This window comes from Falseniella ignava CCUG 37419 (assembly GCF_000301055.1).
Lineage (GTDB): Bacteria > Bacillota > Bacilli > Lactobacillales > Aerococcaceae > Falseniella > Falseniella ignava.
The window spans coordinates 461,743-483,039 of the sequence record NZ_JH932300.1; the positions used below are offsets into that span (position 1 = coordinate 461,743).

General features: G+C 37.8%; 21 protein-coding genes. 19 read left to right on the forward strand and 2 right to left on the reverse strand.

Going from position 1 to position 21,297, the window contains the following annotated elements; all coding sequences use genetic code 11:
* Positions 1-312 precede the first annotated feature (312 nt).
* The 11 genes from alaS to HMPREF9707_RS02365 all read left to right on the forward strand — a co-directional run bounded on the left by alaS (position 313) and on the right by HMPREF9707_RS02365 (position 9,500).
* Positions 313-2,958 carry an alanine--tRNA ligase gene (gene alaS, locus HMPREF9707_RS02315; protein WP_006701107.1) on the forward strand — a complete coding sequence of 882 codons (2,646 nt, stop codon included), beginning with the start codon at positions 313-315 and terminating at the stop codon, positions 2,956-2,958.
* 77 nt (positions 2,959-3,035) lie between these two features.
* Positions 3,036-3,287: an IreB family regulatory phosphoprotein gene (locus HMPREF9707_RS02320; protein WP_006701108.1), complete on the forward strand. Its 252-nt coding sequence runs from the start codon at positions 3,036-3,038 to the stop codon at positions 3,285-3,287.
* Between the two features lies 1 nt (position 3,288).
* Positions 3,289-3,729: a Holliday junction resolvase RuvX gene (gene ruvX / locus HMPREF9707_RS02325; protein WP_040442832.1), complete on the forward strand. Its 441-nt coding sequence runs from the start codon at positions 3,289-3,291 to the stop codon at positions 3,727-3,729.
* A gap of 12 nt (positions 3,730-3,741) precedes the next feature.
* A complete protein-coding gene (locus HMPREF9707_RS02330; RefSeq protein ID WP_006701110.1) occupies positions 3,742-4,101 on the forward strand; it encodes a DUF1292 domain-containing protein in 360 nt (119 codons plus the stop codon).
* Positions 4,102-4,240: 139 nt separating this feature from the next.
* Positions 4,241-5,437 (forward strand): endolytic transglycosylase MltG, encoded by a 1,197-nt coding sequence (gene mltG, locus HMPREF9707_RS02335; RefSeq protein ID WP_006701111.1) that lies wholly within the window; start codon positions 4,241-4,243, stop codon positions 5,435-5,437.
* A 17-nt stretch (positions 5,438-5,454) separates the two neighbouring features.
* Positions 5,455-6,084, forward strand: a complete 630-nt coding sequence (gene udk, locus HMPREF9707_RS02340; protein WP_006701112.1) for a uridine kinase — start codon at positions 5,455-5,457, stop codon at positions 6,082-6,084.
* A gap of 80 nt (positions 6,085-6,164) precedes the next feature.
* The gene (greA, locus tag HMPREF9707_RS02345) at positions 6,165-6,650 is read left to right on the forward strand and encodes a transcription elongation factor GreA (RefSeq protein ID WP_006701113.1); all 486 of its coding nucleotides are present in this window, start codon (positions 6,165-6,167) and stop codon (positions 6,648-6,650) included.
* A 63-nt stretch (positions 6,651-6,713) separates the two neighbouring features.
* Complete coding sequence (gene liaF / locus HMPREF9707_RS02350) at positions 6,714-7,460, forward strand: cell wall-active antibiotics response protein LiaF (RefSeq protein ID WP_006701114.1); 747 nt, start codon at positions 6,714-6,716, stop codon at positions 7,458-7,460.
* Entirely contained in the window at positions 7,457-8,545 is a 1,089-nt protein-coding gene (locus HMPREF9707_RS02355; protein WP_006701115.1) for a sensor histidine kinase, read from the forward strand. Before liaF ends, HMPREF9707_RS02355 begins: the two co-directional genes overlap by 4 nt.
* A complete protein-coding gene (locus HMPREF9707_RS02360) occupies positions 8,520-9,149 on the forward strand; it encodes a response regulator transcription factor (protein ID WP_006701116.1) in 630 nt (209 codons plus the stop codon). The genes HMPREF9707_RS02355 and HMPREF9707_RS02360 overlap by 26 nt, the downstream gene beginning before the upstream one ends.
* A gap of 33 nt (positions 9,150-9,182) precedes the next feature.
* Positions 9,183-9,500, forward strand: coding sequence for a HesB/YadR/YfhF family protein (locus HMPREF9707_RS02365; RefSeq protein ID WP_006701117.1), 318 nt, complete (start codon positions 9,183-9,185; stop codon positions 9,498-9,500).
* Positions 9,501-9,563: 63 nt separating this feature from the next.
* Here HMPREF9707_RS02365 and HMPREF9707_RS02370 read toward each other — a convergent pair whose 3' ends face one another.
* On the reverse strand, positions 9,564-10,271 hold the full coding sequence (locus HMPREF9707_RS02370; RefSeq protein ID WP_006701118.1) for a histidine phosphatase family protein: 708 nt from the start codon (positions 10,269-10,271) through the stop codon (positions 9,564-9,566).
* Between the two features lie 121 nt (positions 10,272-10,392).
* Here HMPREF9707_RS02370 and HMPREF9707_RS02375 point away from each other — a divergent pair, with 121 nt between their 5' ends.
* The 4 genes from HMPREF9707_RS02375 (at position 10,393) to holA (ending at position 13,938) form a co-directional block, all read left to right on the forward strand.
* Complete coding sequence (locus tag HMPREF9707_RS02375) at positions 10,393-11,352, forward strand: YihY/virulence factor BrkB family protein (protein ID WP_006701119.1); 960 nt, start codon at positions 10,393-10,395, stop codon at positions 11,350-11,352.
* A gap of 1 nt (position 11,353) precedes the next feature.
* Positions 11,354-12,532 carry an FtsW/RodA/SpoVE family cell cycle protein gene (locus HMPREF9707_RS02380; protein WP_006701120.1) on the forward strand — a complete coding sequence of 393 codons (1,179 nt, stop codon included), beginning with the start codon at positions 11,354-11,356 and terminating at the stop codon, positions 12,530-12,532.
* A 20-nt stretch (positions 12,533-12,552) separates the two neighbouring features.
* A complete protein-coding gene (locus tag HMPREF9707_RS02385; protein ID WP_006701121.1) occupies positions 12,553-12,843 on the forward strand; it encodes a glycine cleavage system H family protein in 291 nt (96 codons plus the stop codon).
* A gap of 111 nt (positions 12,844-12,954) precedes the next feature.
* Positions 12,955-13,938: a DNA polymerase III subunit delta gene (holA, locus tag HMPREF9707_RS02390; protein ID WP_006701122.1), complete on the forward strand. Its 984-nt coding sequence runs from the start codon at positions 12,955-12,957 to the stop codon at positions 13,936-13,938.
* Between the two features lie 52 nt (positions 13,939-13,990).
* Here the strand turns inward: holA and rpsT are convergent, their stop codons facing one another.
* Positions 13,991-14,242, reverse strand: a complete 252-nt coding sequence (gene rpsT / locus HMPREF9707_RS02395) for a 30S ribosomal protein S20 (RefSeq protein ID WP_006701123.1) — start codon at positions 14,240-14,242, stop codon at positions 13,991-13,993.
* A 119-nt stretch (positions 14,243-14,361) separates the two neighbouring features.
* Here rpsT and uvrB point away from each other — a divergent pair, with 119 nt between their 5' ends.
* The 4 genes from uvrB (at position 14,362) to pnp (ending at position 21,228) form a co-directional block, all read left to right on the forward strand.
* Entirely contained in the window at positions 14,362-16,356 is a 1,995-nt protein-coding gene (gene uvrB / locus HMPREF9707_RS02400; RefSeq protein ID WP_006701124.1) for an excinuclease ABC subunit UvrB, read from the forward strand.
* Between the two features lie 77 nt (positions 16,357-16,433).
* Complete coding sequence (locus HMPREF9707_RS02405; protein WP_006701125.1) at positions 16,434-18,494, forward strand: acyltransferase family protein; 2,061 nt, start codon at positions 16,434-16,436, stop codon at positions 18,492-18,494.
* A 172-nt stretch (positions 18,495-18,666) separates the two neighbouring features.
* A complete protein-coding gene (rpsO, locus tag HMPREF9707_RS02410) occupies positions 18,667-18,936 on the forward strand; it encodes a 30S ribosomal protein S15 (protein ID WP_006701126.1) in 270 nt (89 codons plus the stop codon).
* Between the two features lie 189 nt (positions 18,937-19,125).
* The gene (gene pnp, locus HMPREF9707_RS02415; protein WP_006701127.1) at positions 19,126-21,228 is read left to right on the forward strand and encodes a polyribonucleotide nucleotidyltransferase; all 2,103 of its coding nucleotides are present in this window, start codon (positions 19,126-19,128) and stop codon (positions 21,226-21,228) included.
* Positions 21,229-21,297 lie beyond the last annotated feature (69 nt).

Below are 21,297 nucleotides of genomic sequence, written 5' to 3' on the forward strand. Positions count from 1 at the left end.
ATTCGTGTGAATAAATGGAATCCATCGTAAAAGTATTGATTTTTTTAGACATAAACCCTATAATTAAAGCCAATGAGACTATGTTTATTCACAATTAGAGACATTTCATTGGGTGAAAGAAATGACGAATAAATGCTCCTCATCGTACTAATTGAAAAATTAGCGTGTGATTGGCGTTAACAATCCTAAAGATTGACACAATGAGTTGTTATAAGTAAGGTGGTACCGCGTTAGAACGCCCTTACGTATAGCAACTCTTATTTTAATCTTATCGAGATATAACATGAATTAAACTGATTAATGGAGGATGTTATGAAGCAGTTAAGTAGTCGTGAAATAAGAAGTATGTTTTTAGATTTTTTCGAGCAAAAATCACATTTAGTGATGCCAAGTGCATCATTGATTCCTGTGAATGATCCAACGTTACTTTGGATTAACTCGGGTGTAGCAACATTAAAGAAATATTTTGATGGAACAGAAGTTCCAGAAAAACCACGTTTAACTAACGCACAAAAGAGTATCCGAACGAATGATATTGAAAACGTAGGATATACTGCGCGTCACCATACCTTATTTGAGATGTTAGGGAACTTTTCAATTGGAGATTACTTTAAAGAAGATGCGATTCATTTTGCTTGGGAATTTTTAACGAGTGAAGAATGGTTAGCATTAGACCCTGAATTACTCTATGTGACTTATTACACTGAAGACCAAGAGACCAAGCAAATTTGGGAACAAGTGCCAGGATTTAATAAAGAGCACCTTGTGGCAGAAGAAGGGAACTTCTGGGATATTGGCGCTGGACCATGTGGACCAAATACAGAGATTTTCTATGATCGAGGGGAAGCATATTGCGATTTAGCTGAAGGTGATCCTGAGAATTATCCAGGCGGTGAGAATGAGCGCTGGTTAGAGATTTGGAACTTAGTTTTCTCTCAATTTAATCATATGCCAGATGATACATATGAACCGCTACCTCATAAGAACGTCGATACGGGGATGGGGCTTGAACGCCTTGTTTCTGTCATTCAAGATACACCGACAAACTTTGAGACGGACTTATTTATGCCAATTATTAAAACGATCGAGACATTATCAAATCGCTCTTATGCGGACGCAGGTGAATTACAAGTAAGTTTCAAAGTAATTGCCGACCATATTCGGGCCGTCACCTTTGCAATCAGTGATGGTGCATTGCCTTCAAATGAAGGTAGAGGCTATATTATTCGTCGTCTCATTCGTCGAAGCGTCATGCATGGACGTCGTTTGGGAATTGATCGTTTATTCTTAAGCGAACTTGTTCCAGTAATTGTCGAAGTAATGGGATCTTACTACACTGAACTCGAAGATAATCATGCATTTGTTGAGCAAGTCCTCCGCCAAGAGGAGGAACGTTTCCATGAGCGAATCGAAGAAGGGGAAATTCAACTTCAATCTGTAATCGAAGAATTGCAAGCGGAGAATGAAACGGTGATTCCAGGAGAGAAAGCATTTATTCTCTATGATACATTCGGCTTTCCTTATGAGTTGACTGAGGAATTTGCGAAAGAACATCATTTAACGGTCGATCGAGCAGGGTTTGATGCACAGATGGAAGCACAGCGTGAAAGAGCACGTAGCGCACGTTCAAAAGAAGATAGTATGTCAGTGCAATCCGATGTTTTACAACAGATTGATAGTGAATTTGAATTTGTTGGTTATCAGCAACTTAATGCCGATGCAACAATTATGGCAATTGTTCAAGATGATCAATTGATGGATCGACTTAATCCTGGTCATACAGGTTGGGTTATTTTTAACCGTTCTCCTTTCTATGCTGAAATGGGAGGACAAATTGCTGATCAAGGTGAAGTCTATGATGGTAATGAAATTATAGGACAAGTTTCGGATGTACAAAAAGCACCGAATGGACAGTATATGCATCGAATCGAAGTATCAGAATTGCCACTCGTTAAAGGACAATCTTACACGCTTCAAGTAGACGCAAAATATCGCCATGCAACGAATAAAAACCACACTGCAACTCACTTGTTACATCGTGGATTGAAGAAAGTATTAGGGGAACATGCGAACCAAGCAGGGTCTTATGTTGGACCCGATCGTCTACGCTTTGACTTCTCTCACTTTGGAAAAGTGACGGATGATGAATTAAATCAAATTGAAGCTTATGTAAATCAAATGGTAAATCAATCAGTGGATGTTGTTACAGATGTGATGCCAATCGAAGAAGCGAAAGCAATGGGTGCGATGGCACTTTTCGGTGAAAAATACGGAGACGTAGTACGGGTAGTCAATATTGCAAATGATTCCATTGAGTTATGTGGGGGAACCCATGTTAGCAACACCAATGATATTGGTACAGTAAAAGTTATTAGTGAGTCGGGGATTGGCGCTGGAATCCGTCGAATCGAGGCCTTAACTGGACAAGCGGCGATTGAATACTATCAAAATCAGAGTGAATTGCTTGAACAAATTCAAGAAGAATTGAAAGTTCAACAAGAAGACCAACTACTTGCTCGCATCCACCAGTTACAGACAGAACTCAAAGAAGCTGAGTCAAAAGTGGAATCTTTAACTCGCAAGATGATGCAACAAGAATCTGAGACACTCTTCCAACAAGTAGAAGAAGTCGCAGACTTAACATACCTTACAATCAAGTTAGATAATCAATCGGTTGATGTGATGCGCAGTCTTGGTGATGAGTGGCGCCAACGAAAAGCTTCAGACATCCTAGTGATTGTGTCTGATCAAGGGGATAAAGCGAATTTATTAGTTTTAGCGGATAATAAAGCCATCGAAAAAGGGATTAAAGCTGGTGATTTAGTAAAACCACTTGCGAAATTAATCGGCGGTGGCGGCGGTGGACGTCCAGACATGGCGCAAGCTGGTGGGAAAAATCCAGCGGGAATTCCTACACTTTTAGATCAAGTTGGGGCACAAATTCAAAGCTTAGTATAAAATTAGGCATCATTTAGATTTTTGTGGTAAAATGTAGATTAAGAATTTGTTTTAATAAGAAGAAAGGTCTGGTGCATATGCAATCATTAGATGAAACAATTATGTTTAAGCTCGATGATTTAGAACAACATACCGTTCGCGAGACGTTGGACATTGTTTATCATGCCTTAAAAGAAAAAGGCTATGACCCAATTAATCAAATTGTAGGGTATCTTTTATCAGGCGACCCAGCATATATCCCACGTCATAAAGATGCACGGAATTTAATTCGTCGACATGAACGTGATGAGATTTTAGAAAAATTAGTCGAGTACTATATCGCAAAATAATATGAAATCAAACTATTCTCGAATCATGGGATTGGATGTAGGATCTAAGACGGTTGGTGTAGCAGTCAGTGATTTGATGGGATGGACAGCTCAAGGATTAGAGACGATTCGTATTGATGAAGAGCAAGAAGACTTTGGCTTTGACCGATTGCTTCAGTTAATTGAAGAAAACCAAGTCAAGACGGTTGTCATTGGACTTCCTAAAAATATGAATAATACATTAGGACCGCGTGCTATAGCTAGCCAATCTTATGGTGAAAAGTTGTTACAATTACTGCCAGAATTAACAATTCATTATCAAGACGAGCGTTTAACAACCTCCCAAGCTGAGCGAATGCTAATTCAAGAAGGGAACGTTTCACGCAAAAAGCGTAAGCAAGTTATTGATAAAATAGCGGCTGTAATTATTTTACAAAATTATTTAGATGCAAATACAAACTAGGAGTGTATAGAGATGACCGAAGAACATAAACACGAATGTGGTTGTGGATATCACCATCATCCAGATGAAGCACATCATGAATGTGAATGTGGCCATAATCATGAAGAAGAGTTAATTACGATCATTGATGAAGAAGGTAATGAGACTTTATACCATATCTTATTCACCTTTGATTCACAAGATTACCAAAAAAATTATGTTGTAGTATACCCACATGGTACGGATAATGATGATGAAGTAGAGATTCAAGTCTTTTCTTATAAAGAAGACGATGATTTAGCAGGCTCACTTCACCAGATAGAATCTGATGAAGAATGGGATATGGTTGAAGAAGTTATTGCTACTTTTATCGATGAAGAAGCAGCTGAATAAGCGAGGGTAAAATTAATAATCAGTCCGGGCAATGATTGTCCGGACTTTGTTTATAAAGCTTAAAAATGAAGTAAGTCTAGTTATTAGACTGTAATTCTGATATAATTTCACCGACGATGATGAAAAGGAGGATCCCTTCATGAGATCTCGTAATCAATTGAAACAACAAGCGCAAAAAGTAGAAGAAGCAAGGATGAAAGAACGATTATGGACGACACGAATCGTTAGGATCATTATGCTGATCAGCTTGCTTACAGTCCTGATTGTCAGTATGCTAGGCTACCGTTATGTAAAAACGGCTTTAAAACCGGTAGATCCGTCAAATCATCAAGAGGTTGAAGTAACCATCCCTTTCGACAGTAGTAAACGCAGTATTGCAGAGCTGCTAGAAGATGCGGGGATTATTCGCAATGCCGATATCTTTCATTTGTTTTTAAGAACACAGGGAACTCGTGGGCTTCAAGCAGGTCACTATCAGCTGTCGCCATCGATGAATGCCCAGCAAGTATTGGAGCGATTAGAGGAAGGCGGCGAGCCAATCTTCGTTGATGCGGACACGACACTTACCGTGGTAGAAGGAGCGACCGTCGAGCAGATTGCAGAGTTAGTTGATGAAAATACGGCAATTTCTAAAGAAGAGTTTATTCAAACTGTTCAAAGTAAAGAAACAATGAACCGACTGGTTGCCAAGTTCCCAACCTTGTTACAAGATCTAACGGAAATTGAGGGGTTGAAATATTCACTAGAAGGCTATTTATATCCAGCGACGTATGACTATTTTGCGGGGATGTCTGCCTATGAATTGATTGAACAAATGGTTGAATCGGCAAACTTAACTTATCAACAATTGGTCGAAGATTTATACAATACCGAATTGACTTACCATCAAATTTTGACATTGGCTTCAATTATTGAGCGTGAAGCTATTACTGCTGAGGATCGAAAATTAGTCAGTGGTGTATTCTACAACCGAATGGCCATTGAAATGCCTTTACAATCAGATATTACGATTTTATACGTATTAGGTGAGCATAAAGAGTTTGTTACTTATGATGATTTAGAAGTCGACTCACCGTATAATACGTATCAACATATTGGCTTACCACCTGGTCCAATGAATTCGCCAAGTTATTCTGCAATTACAGCGGCAATTTATCCAACGTATTCAGATTACTATTACTTTGTAGCAGATATTGATACACAAGAAGTCTACTTCTCTCAAACGCAAGAAGAGCACGATTTATTAGTAGAACAATACGTAAATAACCGTGATACTCAAGAAGAGACAACCGATGAATCTTTAGAGAGTGAAGATACACAAGAAAACCAACAGTAAAAATATGGAGGAACTCAATGACGACGAAACCGATAGTAATTGGTGTTACTGGCGGATCAGGGAGCGGTAAGACCAGCGTGAGTCAGCAAATATTGCGTAATTTCCAAGGATATTCTGTAATGTTACTCGCGCAAGATAATTATTATAAAGATCAAGCACATCTTGCCTTTGAACAACGACTTCAAACGAATTATGACCATCCTGATGCATTTGATAATGATTTGTTTGCTAAGCATCTCGCTACTTTAATTGATGGAGGTGAGATTGAGATTCCAATTTATGATTATTCACGCCATACGCGTTCTGATGAGACTCGAATGGCACAATCACACGATGTAATTATCGTGGAAGGAATTTTGATCTTATACTCCCAAGAGTTACGTAATCTGATGGATATTAAAGTTTACGTGGATACAGATGATGATATCCGATTAGCCCGACGGATTTTGCGTGATATTAAAGAACGGGGCCGGTCCGTTGACTCCGTTATTCAGCAATATGTTGACGTTGTAAAACCGATGCACCATCAATTTATCGAACCTACGAAACGATATGCTGACCTTATTGTACCTGAGGGAGGCTATAATACGGTCGCGATTGATTTACTATCTACCAAGATTGAACATTTTTTACACAATATCAAATAAGAATAACTTGAGAATAAGATTGAAATTCAGCAATGAACATGGTATCTTATTCTCAATGTTTTATTAAGAGGAGAATTTAAATGGTTGAAAAAACATATCCAATGACCCTTGAAGGGAAAGCGAAAATTGAGGCAGAATTAGAAGATTTAAAGGTCAATAAACGTATTGAGATTATTGATCGTATTAAAATTGCTCGTAGTTTCGGTGACTTATCCGAAAACTCAGAGTATGAATCTGCTAAAGATGAACAAGCTTTTGTTGAAGGGCGTATTTCGACATTAGAAAATATGTTACGTTATGCCGAAATTATTGATGATAAACACATTGAAAAAGATGTTGTTTCGTTAGGACGGAAAGTGTCTTTTAAGGAAATTCCAGATGGGGATGAAGAAACATATACGATTGTTGGGAGCGCTGAAGCTGACCCCACTGAATTTAAGATTTCCAACGACTCACCGATTGCCAAGACCATTTTAGGACACAAAGTAGGCGACAAAGTTACGATTCAAACGCCAGGTGGTTCATTCGATATTGAAATTACTCGTGTAGAGTCATCGGATCAATAAACTTTCAAACTTGCTTTTATTTTTAAAAGCAAGTTTTTTAGCATTTTAGGCAGGAGGTGCCGAATGAAGCTAGATCGTCGGAATGTATTAATTGCAGTCATACTAAGTCTATTATTATTATTTTATCAATTAGTTCATAATTTACCGGGACTTACAGCCGTTACGGTAGGATTATTAATTATAATGGGAACCTTATTTATTAAAAAATCACTTTTAATCATTGTGGTTAGATACTTAAGTTTATTGATGATATTTGTCGGTTTATTCCTTGTACCTTCATTTTGGGCAATGTTAGTGGTCTTATTGATTTTTTATTTATCCTTTCGAAGTGAGGAAGGTCATCTATTGATGAATCTATCCGATGCCTTTATACTCTCACCACAGCGACCACAAATTTATCAAGGGGTTGTTTTAAAAGAACCAATCATTTCACAGCAACAGACAATCGATAAGCGGTCCGTTCAAGAGCTTTATGGCTCTGACTCGCAAGATTATGCTTGGGATGATATTAATATTGTCTATTTTGGTGGTAGCCAGATGATTGATTTTGGTAATACTGTAATACCAAATCGTGAGATTACCGTTATTATTCGAAAGGTTTTAGGACGAACACGTGTAGTGATTCCGAAAGATATTGCATTAAAAATTCATCTCAGTAGCGTAGTAGGTGAAGTTGATTTTCAATCAGAACGTTACGAATTGATGGCAGAGTCTTTGAAATGGCAAAGTGAAAACTATACTGAAAAGACCCCCCGCATCAACTTGATGATTTCTCAAGTATTTGGGAATATTGAGGTGATTTTAGTATGAATTTTAAATTATGGTTTAAATTTTTTAGTATTCAATGTTTATTTTTAAGCGGATTAGTAGGTTTATTACTCGTTTTCAGTTATGTTTATTATGATTGGGATCGAGTCATGACTTTATTGCAAACTCAAGTTTGGCACTACCCACTGTATATCATAATGCTAGCAAGTATTATTACGTTAAGTATCGCGTTCGCAACGTTATTTACACTAGATGTTGCCAGACCCTTTGATAGTATTAATGCCCGGCTCAATTGGTTAACGCAAGGGCAATACCATCAACCAGTTTTTGATCAAGAAATTCCATCGAGTCAGCAAATTCAAAGCCTCTATTTAATTAATCAGACAATTTTAGGGTTACGTGATCAGTTGGGGCATCTGTCTAGTGAATTGCAAGAATTTACTGCCGGGCCTACTTTTGTAGGTGAACATACCGAAGAAGAAATTATTGAGCGTGAACGCCATCGAATTGCGCGTGAGCTGCATGATTCAGTGAGTCAGCAATTATTTGCTGCGACAATGTTAATTTCCACCCTGAATCAACTGAGTCAACGTGAAGGTCTCGATATTGCTAATCAAGTTCAGTTAATCGAGCAGACAATCGGGATGGCTCAAACTGAAATGCGAGCGCTCCTACTTCATTTAAGACCAATTGATTTGGCAGACCACAAATTAGAAGTCGGAATTGAAAACTTATTAACTGAATTACAGACAAAAGTTCCTATGAAGATTCAGTGGAACCTTGGGCCGACACAACTTGAGAGTGGAATTGAAGATCATTTGTTTCGAATTGTGCAAGAAGCCATTTCCAATGCGATGCGTCATGCAAAAGCGACGCAACTTGAAGTCTTTCTAGAACAAACACATGGGTTGGTAACTTTAAAAATTTCTGACAATGGAATTGGTTTTAATGTGGAAGAAGGACTGAATAAAGGCAACTATGGTCTTCGTAATATGTCAGAGCGAGTCAAAAGTATGGGAGGACAATTTCAGATTAAAACGGCCTTGAACCAAGGAACCGTGATTGAAATTAAGTTGATGGTCACAGAAAGGAAAACGAAAGATGATCAAAGTATTATTAGTGGATGACCATGAGATGGTTCGATTAGGACTGGCTTCTTATTTGAATATTCAAGAAGATATCGAAGTGATTGCTCAAGCCCATAACGGTCTTGAAGGGTACCATAAAGCACTTGAATTGCATCCTGATATTATCTTAATGGATTTAGTTATGGATGTGATGGATGGTATCGAAGCAACGCAACGAATTCTAGCTGAATGGCCGGAGGCGCGGATTATTATTTTGACATCCTTTATTGATGATGAGAAAGTCTACCCTGCGATGAAAGCTGGTGCAAAGAGCTATTTATTAAAGACCAGTTCGGCTGAAGAAATTATTAATGCAGTACGTCAGACAAATGCGGGGGAGCAAGTCATTGAACCGGCCGTTCAAGACAAAATAAATGACCAAACATATCGTGATAGCCAGCAAATGCCTCATGATCAATTGACAGAGCGCGAAAAGGAAGTACTACTTTTAATTGCAAAAGGGTATACTAACCAAGAAATTGCTGATCATTTATTTATAACTTTAAAAACAGTAAAAACACATGTTTCAAATATCTTGGCAAAACTTGAGGTAAATGATCGGACCCAGGCAACGATTTATGCTTTTCAACATCATTTAGTGTAAGATAGAGACGAATCAAAGATAAAGGAGCAAACTATGGAAATAAAAGTGAACGCACAAGCAGAGCAATGGTTCCACGAGCAAGTGGGACTACCTGAAGGACAGTCACCGTCAATAAGATTTAAGTCTAAATTATATGGTTCGAGCCCATTACATGAGATGCTCGCATTAATCTTTGAAGTGACCGATCCAGTGGACCCTGTGGCACAATTTACGGGAGAGAATGGCTGGGTGTTCTTTGTTGAAAAGGAAGATGCTTGGTTTTTTGAAGGACATAACTTAATTGTAGAATATGATGAGGAGCTAGACGAACCCATCTATGCTTATGAAAAAGATGGAGAAATCAAACGATAATACTTAATAAAAAGGCTGCGATATTTTTTCGCAGCCTGTTATCTATTTTATAGTTCATCAAGATTATGAATGTTGTGAAGCTTCTTCTGCTTCATCTTTAAAATGATCAACTTGGTTATAGACTTCTAATTTAAATTGTCCGTTATGGTACTTAACAATCGATACAGAGGCATTTTTTAATGCGTCAGTTTGGTCAAAGTCGGCTACCAAACCTTCAATCAAGTTACGAATGGTCAGACCATGACAGGATACTAAGACATTATGTCCAGTTCCAGCATGACGATTGAGTAATTTGAGCAAGCCAGATTCAACACGGAACCAAAATTCAACATAATTTTCTGCATGGGCGTATGGGTCTTTTGCCTTCATTGTATTTAGCAGATGACGAATCTCAACATCACTTCCAGTAGGAATATCATGTTGAATTCGCGCGTGGTCTTTAATTTTTGGCCATACATCTTCAATCGGTAAGCCTTCAAAAGAACCAAACCATACTTCTCGAAATTCAGGCATTGGGATAATTTCTAAACCATCAGAATGGTGGTTTTCCTCATGAATAATTTTGGCAGTATCGATGGTACGGCGCAAATCACTTGAGTATATTGCATCAAAATGAATGTCTGCAAGACCGCGTCCACTTCGTCTTACATCTCGAATTCCTTCTTTAGTAAGCGGTGCGTTGGACCATCCTTGCATTCGCTCATATAAATTAAAGTAGGTTTGACCGTGACGGATAAAATAAAATGTCACACCTTGATCATTACTTGGCATATAATCTCCTCCTTATAGACCTATTATAACGTGATATGAGAGTGGTGTCTAAAAAATGTATGTAATTAGATGAATCTATGATATGATTTGTATCGTCAGTAAACTAGGGAAGGAAAGTTAGATGAAAAAGAACCCAACATTACAACGACTGTATTTGACATTTCAATTGAATAAATCATCAGTCAGCTTTGGACGTTATTCTGCCGAGTTATGCTTTTACATTTTATTCGCATTATTTCCACTCATGCTTGCACTGGCCAATTTAATTGCCGTCTTACCTTTCACACATCAAGAGATTCTTTCATTTATTAGTAAGTTATTACCTGATGAGATTGAGCATTTTGTAATTGGTCTGTTAACCCAATATTTATCAAGTACCAGTTCAAGCGCATTCTCACTCAGTTTATTAATTTCATTATGGCCAGCTTCGAATGTATTTAACACATTACAACGGCTGATGAATCGTATATATCGTTCGCCGCAACGCAAAAATTTTATTGTTGCTCGAATTTTTGCTTATATTTTTACGGTACTATTAGTGATAGGAACAGTAGTTACAACATTTTTCATTGTCTTCGGTGAGCAATTGATTATATGGTTGTACTCACTTTTTCAAGTCGAGTTATTTCTATTAACATTTTTATCGCAACAAGGTTGGATAATTGTTATAATAAGTATGTTTATGATTTTACTTATGATTTATCACTTTATGCCAAATGTTGACTGGCCAATGAAGTATGCCATACCTGGATCCATTACAGCTTTCGTTGGCATTGCATTAGTTACTCAACTATTCCCAATTTATCTTTCATTCACGAATAATAATTTAACCCAAGATACAATCGGGGTAGTGATTATCTTTATTATTTGGTTATATTTAATTGGGATGGTCCTAGCATTTGGAGCGTTTGTCAATATTTTTTATTATGATTACTCTACCAAATCATTAAATCAATTAATTGCGGAAACTCGGACCACAGATCATTATTTGGTATCTAGCGAAAGTTACAGCCCATACTTAAAAGCACAGGCACTAAATCATTCTATTCAAGTAAATCCATCAAGAAAGGAAGCGAGATAATATGTCATCAATTAGAGAACTACATCGTGACAATGAAAATCGAATCGACTATGGCATTATTCTCAATGTTATGATTTTAGCCATTATTGGGATGCTAAGTGTTTACAGTACGACAGCAATGATTCAAGGTCAAGGGATTGTTCCAACGTTATATCACGGACTTTGGTATTTGATTGGGGCCATTATTATCATTGTAATTATGCAGTTTGATGGTGAGCAATTTTGGAAACTATCCAACCTCATTTATGGCTTTGGTATTTTTCTTCTTATTTTAGTATTACTTTTTTACGACCGTGAATTAGCAATTGAAACAGGTGCAAAAAGTTGGTTTGCCATCGGGGGATTAACATTACAACCTTCAGAGCTCTTTAAACCAGCCTATATTGTATTTCTTGCAAAAGTTATTACGTCGCACAACAATAAATATATTCACCGTACACTTAAGACGGATTTTATGCTTTTAGGAAAAATCCTAGCTGCTGCAATCGTTCCAGTAATTTTAATTCAATTGCAAAATGACTTAGGGACTAACTTAGTTATTTTAACGATTACAGCCGGTATGATACTGCTTTCAGGAATTAGTTGGCGAATTATCGTCCCAATCGCAAGTGCCGTTATTTTTATCGGGGGTGGTATACTACTTGTAGCTATTTTCTTTCCAGACTTTTTAACAGATAACGGTATATTGATGGATTATCAATTAAAACGAATTACCATCTGGTTTAGCCCATTCGAAGATACGCAAGGAGCAGGATATCAGTTGGCTCAAAGTATTAAAGCGGTAGGCTCGGGGATGTTATTAGGTAAGGGTTTTGGACAATCTGAAGTAGTCGTTCCAGTTCGTGAATCTGACTTTATTTTTACAACGATTGCTGAAAATTTTGGATTTGTGGGAAGTGCCTTTTTATTATTAATCTATTTTGTGTTAATCTATCAAATGGTACAAACTTGTTTTAAAGTTAAAAATGAATATTATACTTATATTGCTGCCGGCGTTATTTCGATGATTTTATTCCACGTATTAGAAAATGTGGGAATGACAATCGGATTACTCCCAATTACGGGGGTGCCACTTCCATTCGTATCTCAAGGGGGTTCGGCATTATTAAGTAATATGATTGGGGTAGGATTGATTCTATCGATGCGCTATCACTATCGTAGTTCGATTTTTGAAGAGTAAAGAGAAATGGAGATTAAATTATGTTAGATAATTTATGGATTGAAGAAAAAAACAATATTTTACGCATTGGTGTTAATGAAGTTTTTCAGGAAGAAGCGGGAGATATTGCCTATGTTAGCATCGCTGATTTAGGTGAAATTAAGGAAGATGACACACTGTTCAATGTTGAAGCAGCAAAAGCCGCGATTGAAGTGCCTTCGCCATTTAGTGGACGGGTTGTGGCGCGAAATGACCAAGCTGAACTTAAGCCGTCAATGCTGAATTCAATCGAAAAAGAAGATAATTGGGTCGTTGAAATTCAACGTTCTTAGTTTGATTTAAAGGTATCGTTTCAGGTACCTTTTTTCTGTTCTAACGATATTTTTGGTATAATAGAATAAGAATATTCATTGAAGATTTTCATGTAAGGAGGCGAGGGGAAGATGGTACAACCTATTTATATTCTAGAAGGTGATGAAGCTTTTTTAATTGAGCAATTTTATCAGCAGATTGCGCCAGATTCGGCACTGGATTCGGAATATGAAGTGATTTCAATGGATTTAGAAGATGATACCATTGAATCTGTATTGAACGAAGCAGATTCCTATAGTTTTTTTGCTTCTAAGCGACTGATTACCGTTCATCATGGGGTAATCCTCTCGAGTCAAACAAATCTTAAGATGAGCGATACGGATAAAGAAAGACTCAATACGTACTTTAATAATCCCAATCCCTCGAGCGTGGTTATTTTTCATCACGGTACATCCAAGATCGATGGACGCAAAAAATTAACGAAAGTTGCCAAGAAACAAGGTTATGTTGTCGATGTGACGTCTCCGGATGAATCAAAGGTAAAGCAATATCTTCAACAATACCTCGATCATCACAACTTTCAATTATCGGCACACTTAGTGGATAGTTTATTAGTACGTGTTTCTTATTCATTAACCCAAGCGATAGAGGAACTTAAAAAGTTACAATTATATGCGTTATCGGGTAATGAAATCGATGAAGCAACATTAACTCAGTTGGTGCCACGTACGATGGAGTCCGATATTTTTAAATTAACCAATGCACTATCAGCTAAGAAATATTCCGAAGCCATTCAAATTTATGAGGATTTGATTTTGTTGAAGCATGAGCCAATTGCAATTTTTGGTTTGATCATTTCCCAATTTCGCGTTATGTTACAATCTTGCATCCTTCAACGTCAAGGTTATCAACCGAGTGATATTGCCAAGTTACTGAATATCCATCCATATCGAGTACAAATCGCTTTTCAAAATGCACGTCATATTTCTCTATCCTCACTGAAAACTTTTTATGATTATTTAGCGGAAATTGACTTTAAATTAAAGACGGGTGTAGGCATGCCTGACAATCACTTTTATTTATTGATAACGCAGTTGCATCAATTGTATCAATAAAAAATCCGAACACGAATGTGCTCGGATAGCTTCTTTTGAACCATTGAAATTATTATTTAGCATAAGTTGCTAAATTTGATTTTAGACGTTTGGCTTTGTTGGTATGGATAATACCATGACCTGCGGCGATATCAATACTTTTCACTGCGTTAGTTAATAATGCTTGTAAATCACCTTCGCCAGTCTCAACGGCGTTTTTGTATTTTTTGATATGTGTACGCATTTCAGATAATTTAGCGGTATTTTTTTCAGTACGCTTGATTGTTTGACGTGTGCGTTTAATTGCTGATGGATTGTTTGCCATAATTGTCACCTCTTTCTTAGATAAGTCTTATATTAATCATTTAGGTCGACAGAGTCAACAGACAATATTATACATGAATACTAGGACGTATTGCAAATTTTTTTAAAGGAATGAAATCAATGGAATACAACGAATTTAAATTAAAAGCTCCTTATCAGCCCAGTGGTGATCAACCTCAAGCCATTGAGCAGCTCGTCAAGGGGATTCAATCAAATGAAAAAGAACAAGTGTTGCTCGGTGCAACTGGGACAGGGAAGACTTTTACGATTGCAAATGTGATTCAAGAAGTCAATAAACCTACTCTTGTTTTGGCACATAATAAGACCTTAGCGGGGCAACTTTATAGTGAATTATTAGAGTTTTTTCCGGATAATGCGGTCGAATACTTTGTTTCTTACTATGACTACTATCAACCGGAGGCATATGTTCCGTCTACGGACTCTTATATTGAAAAAGAAGCAATGGTAAATGATGAAATTGACCGCCTGCGTCATTCAGCGTCATCTGCTTTATTAGAACGAAATGACGTGATAGTAGTGGCTTCTGTCTCTTGTATTTATGGGTTAGTCAATCCCGAAGAGTATGCCAACCATGTTTTATCCATTCGACAAGGACAAGAAGTCAGTCGTGAAGCTGTGATGAAACGATTAGTTGAAATGCAATTTGTGCGAAATGATATTGATTTTCAACGTGGAACTTTTCGAGTACGTGGTGATGTTATGGAAATTTTTATGGCATCACGTGAAAGTGAAGTCATTCGGATTGAATGGTTTGGCGATGAAATTGATCGAATTCGGATGGTAGATGTCTTAACAGGTGAGATTCAGCGTGAGTTAGAACACTATCCAATTTATCCTGCGACTCACTTTGTGGCGGATCAAGAGCAGACTTTACACGCCGTTGATACGATTCGACAAGAATTGGAAATGCGACTGGAAGAACTACGCTCCGAAAATAAGTTACTTGAAGCACAAAGATTAGAACAGCGCACGGTCTATGATTTAGAGATGCTCCTTGAAATGGGCTATTGTTCAGGAATTGAGAATTACTCACGGCACTTAGACGGGCGATTACCTGGGGAGCAGCCATTTACGTTGTTGGATTTCTTTCCGGATGACTTTTTGATTGTCATCGATGAGTCCCATATGACCATGCCTCAAATTAGAGGGATGTATAATGGAGACCGAGCTCGTAAACAACAACTTATTGACTATGGATTTCGTTTACCAAGTGCTTTAGATAACCGTCCTTTAACGATTGAAGAATTTGAAAAGCATGTACATCAAATTGTATATATTTCGGCAACACCCGGTCCATATGAATTAGAGAAAACCAATGGGCACTATATTGAACAGATCATCCGTCCGACGGGATTATTGGACCCAATTATTGATGTTCGACCAATCCAAGGTCAAATCGATGATTTAGTCAGTGAAATTCGTCAACGTACGGAACGCAATGAGCGTGTCTTTATTACAACGTTAACGAAGAAAATGTCGGAAGATTTAACAACCTATCTGAAAGAATTAAATATTAAAGTGAAATATTTACATAGTGATATTAAGACATTGGAACGAACGGAAATCATTCGAGATTTGCGTCTAGGAACCTTTGATGTATTAGTAGGAATTAACTTACTGCGAGAGGGGATCGATGTCCCTGAAGTCTCACTAGTAGTTATCTTAGATGCCGATAAGGAAGGGTTCTTACGTGGCGAGCGCGCGTTGATTCAGACCATCGGGCGAGCTGCGCGAAACGAGAACGGGCATGTCATTATGTATGCTGATCGAGTCACCGAATCGATGCAATTTGCGATCGATGAAACGCATCGTCGTCGCGAGATTCAACAAGCATACAATGAAGCTCACAATATTACACCTAAGACGGTGAAAAAAGAAATTCGTGATTTAATCCGTATTTCACATGAGGTCGCGCCAGAAGAACAAGAGGAGAATTTCTTAACACAATTCAAATCACTATCGAAATTGCAGCGTGAAGAAGAATTGGAGCGAATGGATTTACAAATGCGTCAATATGCGAAAGATATGAATTTTGAAGCCGCTGCGCAGTTGCGAGATATTATTTTAGAATTAAAAGCAACTTATATGAAATAATTGTTTCAAAGCTGTTTTATATTTAATAGCAAAGCGTTATACTTAGAATTAATGATTTTAGAATTGGAGGGAGACAAATGCAACGAAAACGCGTGTTAAGTTTTGATGGATTGAAAGGACTGGCAATTATTTCAGTCATTGCTTATCATTTGTTTCCATCAATTTTTCCGGGTGGGTTTTTACTTGTTAATACATTTTTAGTGGTCGGAGGATATTTCTTTGCTCGTAGTTTTGAGAAATTGCAAAGTTATGATGCACCATTGAACTTTTCAGGCTATGGACAGTTAATATCGAAAACGATTCAGCGTCTATTTTATCCATTATTATGGATGATGATGGCAATTGTCATTGCTTGGCTTTTTATTCACCCAGTTGCGTTAAAGTCGGTTCGCAATGACTTGTTAAGCGGATTATTTTTCTACAACAATCTTTTTCAAATATTTTCGGACCGATCCTACTTTGTTCAAATGACAAGCGCTTCGCCGTTTACCCATTTGTGGTATGTCGCAATTTATATGCAGTCGCTTGTGATTGCCAGTATCTTAATGATGGGCATTCACCAATTTAAATTATCAATTCCATCTAAAGGAATTATTTGGATTGTGATTGCTACGATGTGTCACACTTTGGCTATATTTATCTATCAGCCGGGGAGAGATCCGAGCCGTGTATATTATGGTATTGATACTCGTTTTGCTTCGTTTGCTTTAGGTATTGCGACGGCTTATATGGTGCCGACCCTATTGAATATCCTTTATCGTTTTAAGTACAAACAGTGGGTTTATCACCTTCTCGCATTAGCTTCACTCGGTAGTGCAATTGCATTGGTCTTTACCCAAAATGACCGTTCTGATATTACTTATATGTTATGGATGGCTGTCTATAATTGGATTAGTGCGGGGTTGATTATAAGTATCACTATTGGTGCACCAATATTATCACTGCTTCTCTCAGTGAAGCCTTTGTATTTATTAGGTCGACGCTCTTATTCTTATTATCTATGGTACTATCCAATTATTATCTTTTATTTAAGCCAATATCGGCGTTTAGGGGAAAATATTCATCTAATTGCGGTGGCATCAATCGTGACAATTCTTCTAATTGGTGAGTTGTCTTACCGTTGGATTGAACAAGATCAATTGAATATTTGGTTTGGAACTCATTGGGATTGGAAACAAGACAGCCAAGAAATTATTACATTAATTGAACAGCGTCAATTTTTGCATTTTAAATTTATTAAATTCTTTGGTTTTATTGTTCTATGTTTATTGTTTATTCGGGGTCTCATCGCTTCAGCTAACGATAAGTCATTAGCAACGTTTGACCTAGAGTATCGCTTGTATCAACAGAGCGTTCATGTACAATCGGATGATGTTTACCCAGCATCTCGAGAATTAGTTAAGACGCAAGAATTTATAAAGGATATAGATCAACAGTATCAAACGCTTCTTTCAACGGAACTTGTCGTACCTGATCCAATGAAACAATTGGCTGCGATTTTAAAACAACAACCGGAAGTTGATTTATCGATGATTGATAATTTACTTGCCGAACACGAAGAAGCTTTTGAAAATGCTGAAGTGTATCATCCAATTGTATTCAACGAACTAACTTCGAGCGAGTTACTCTTTGCAACCGAAGTTCCAGTAACCATCTTCGGAGATTCATTAGCGTTTATTACTGGACCTTATGCGATTGATGTTTTCCAAAATGGAAATTACTTTGGTGAAAGTAGTCTTCAAATATGGGATGCTCTACCGATGTTAAGGGAATTGGTTCAAGAGGGCGTGGTGAAAGAAAATGTAGTTGTCATTTTAGGAACCAATGCTGGTTTAGACCAACCTGCGGTGGATGAACTGATGGAAATACTAGGTCCTGATCGCAATGTATTTCTCGTCAATACCAACTCACGGGTTTTCCATATTAAAGAAGTTAATGATATTATTAAAGCTACTTCGGAAAAATTCCCGAATGCCTATGAAGTAGACTGGTATAATTATCAAAAAGGGAATCCAGATTGGTATACCTTTGATGAGATTCATCATAGTGAACTCGGTATGGAGCACTTTATTGTTATTGTAACTCGTACGATGTATCAAGTGTTCGGAGCTGATTTTATTACGAATTTAAATCAGTAGACACGAAAAAGGCTTGCAATCCTTTTGAAAGTTTAGTACATTAATCAAGTAGTCATTCGTTGCTGATTCCATCCGATGCTTGACTAATTTTTTTAAAGAGGACCTCTGCTCAGATAAACGATTCACTCGACGTTTTTCTTGGCTGAGGATTATGAAAGAAAGGGTGATAAAGATGGCTATTTCAGCAGAACGTAAGCGTGAAATTATCGCAGAATACGCCACACATGAAGGAGATACTGGTTCACCAGAAGTACAAATTGCTTTATTGACAGAGGATATTAACTCTCTGAACGAGCATATTCGTACACATAAGAAAGATTTCCATTCATACCGTGGATTAATGAAAAAAATCGGTCGTCGTCGTAACTTATTAGCATACTTACGCGACAACGATGTAAGTCGTTACCGTGATTTAATTCAACGTCTTGGATTACGTCGTTAATTTAATGAACTCTTCCTGGTTATTCTGGGAAGAGTTTTGTTATTTTATAGCGTTATAAGTTTAAACTATGCTACAATAAGCGTATCATGGATGCTTATTTTACTACTATACAAGTATGAGGCAGTCACGTTGGGGTGCTTGATATTTGTTTAGTAGTGAATTGGCACGAAAAATTGAAGGAGAGATGTAATGTTCGATAAGAAAGTATATGAAACAACATGGGCTGGCTGTCCGCTCATTGTTGAGATAGGTGAAGTTGCTCGACAAGCTAACGGAGCTGTTCTAGTACGTTATGGTGATACTGTAGTGCTTTGTACGGCAGCCGCATCAAGTAAACCTTCAGCAATGGATTTCTTCCCATTGACGGTAAATTACGAAGAGAAGATGTACGCCGTTGGTAAGATTCCAGGAGGATTTATTAAAAGGGAAGGCCGTCCTTCAGAGCATGCAACGTTAACCTCACGTCTTATTGACCGACCAATTCGTCCAATGTTCCCAGAGGGCGTGCGTAATGAAATTCAAATTATTACGACCGTATTGTCGGTTGATAATGATTGTTCACCAGAAATGGCCGCGATGCTTGGAGCTTCACTCGCTTTAGGAGTATCAGATATTCCATTTAACGGTCCAATCGCAGGGGTTCAAGTAGGTCGTGCCAATAATGAATTAATCATTAACCCAAGCGTTGATCAAGCCGCTGAGTCTGATATTCAACTGACAGTAGCTGGGACAGAACAAGCCATTAATATGGTTGAGTCGAGCGCCAAACAAGTTTCTGAAGCGGAAATGTTAGAAGCTTTATTAAAGGGGCATGAAGCGATTAAAGAATTGATCGCATTCCAAAATCAAATCATTGCGGATTGCGGAAAAGAAAAATTTGAATTATCTATTGTAAGTCACGAAGAACAAATTATTGAAGAAGTTCAACAAGCTTATCGTGAGCCAATGCTTCAAGCCATTAAAGTTCAAGAAAAATTAGCTCGGGAAGAAGCTATCGCAGCGGTGATGGAAGAAGTTCGTGAAAAATACGAAGCTGAGTATGCGGATCATGAAGATTTAGAATCCATTATCAAATCAGTGAATGAAGCGACACAACGTCTTGAGAAAGAAGAAATGCGGAAACTGATTACGATTGATCGGGTTCGTCCAGATGGCCGTCAAGTGGATGAAATTCGTCCACTTGCATCACGCGTAGGAATCTTACCTAGAACGCATGGTTCAGGTTTATTCACTCGTGGACAGACTCAAGCTTTAACGGTGGCCACTTTAGCACCACTCGGTGAATACCAAGTCATCGATGGATTAGGCGTTGAAGAAGGTAAACGATTTATTCATCACTATAATTTCCCACCATATTCTGTAGGTGAAACTGGAAGAATGGGAAGCCCAGGCCGTCGTGAAATTGGGCATGGTGCTTTAGGAGAGAAAGCATTAAATGAAGTGATTCCAGATGTCGAAACTTTCCCGTATACGATTCGTTTAGTATCCGAAGTATTAGAGTCTAATGGTTCATCGAGTCAGGCTTCAATCTGTGCTGGGACATTAGCATTAATGGATGCAGGTGTACCAATTAAAGCACCTGTAGCTGGGATTGCGATGGGACTTGTAATGAACGGTGAACACTATACGATTCTGACAGATATTCAAGGTATGGAAGACCACCTTGGCGACATGGACTTCAAAGTTGCAGGAACTTCTGAAGGAATTACAGCCTTACAAATGGATATCAAAATCGAAGGAATTACGAGTCAAATCTTAGAAGAAGCGCTTGAACAAGCACGCCGTGCACGGTTAGAAATTTTAGATAATTTAACGGCGACCTTGCCAGAGCCACGTGCAGAGTTAAGTCCATATGCACCGAAGATTGATATGATTCAAATCGATCCAGATAAGATTAAAGTTGTAATCGGTCGAGGTGGCGAGACCATCAATAAGATTATTGATGAAACAGGTGTTAAAATTGATATTGACGATGAAGGTAATGTAAGTATTGCCTCAAGTGATCAGGCGATGATTGATCGTGCTAAGGAAATTATTGATCAACTGACACGCGAAGTTAAAGCTGGAGATGTCTATCAAGGTACTGTGAAGCGGATTGAGAAATTCGGTGCCTTTGTGGAAGTCTTACCAGGTAAGGAAGGGCTCGTTCATATCTCTGAATTAGAGCATCACCGTGTTGGACGAGTAGAAGATGTATTATCGCTTGGCGATCAAGTTGAAGTTAAAGTGACTGAAATTGATGATCGCGGCCGAATTAATCTTTCCCGCAAAGCATTACTTCCAAAAGAATAGAATGCATTTATAAGGATAATGATTTTTCATTATCCTTTTCATTATGTGTAGATAATAATAAAATCGGCT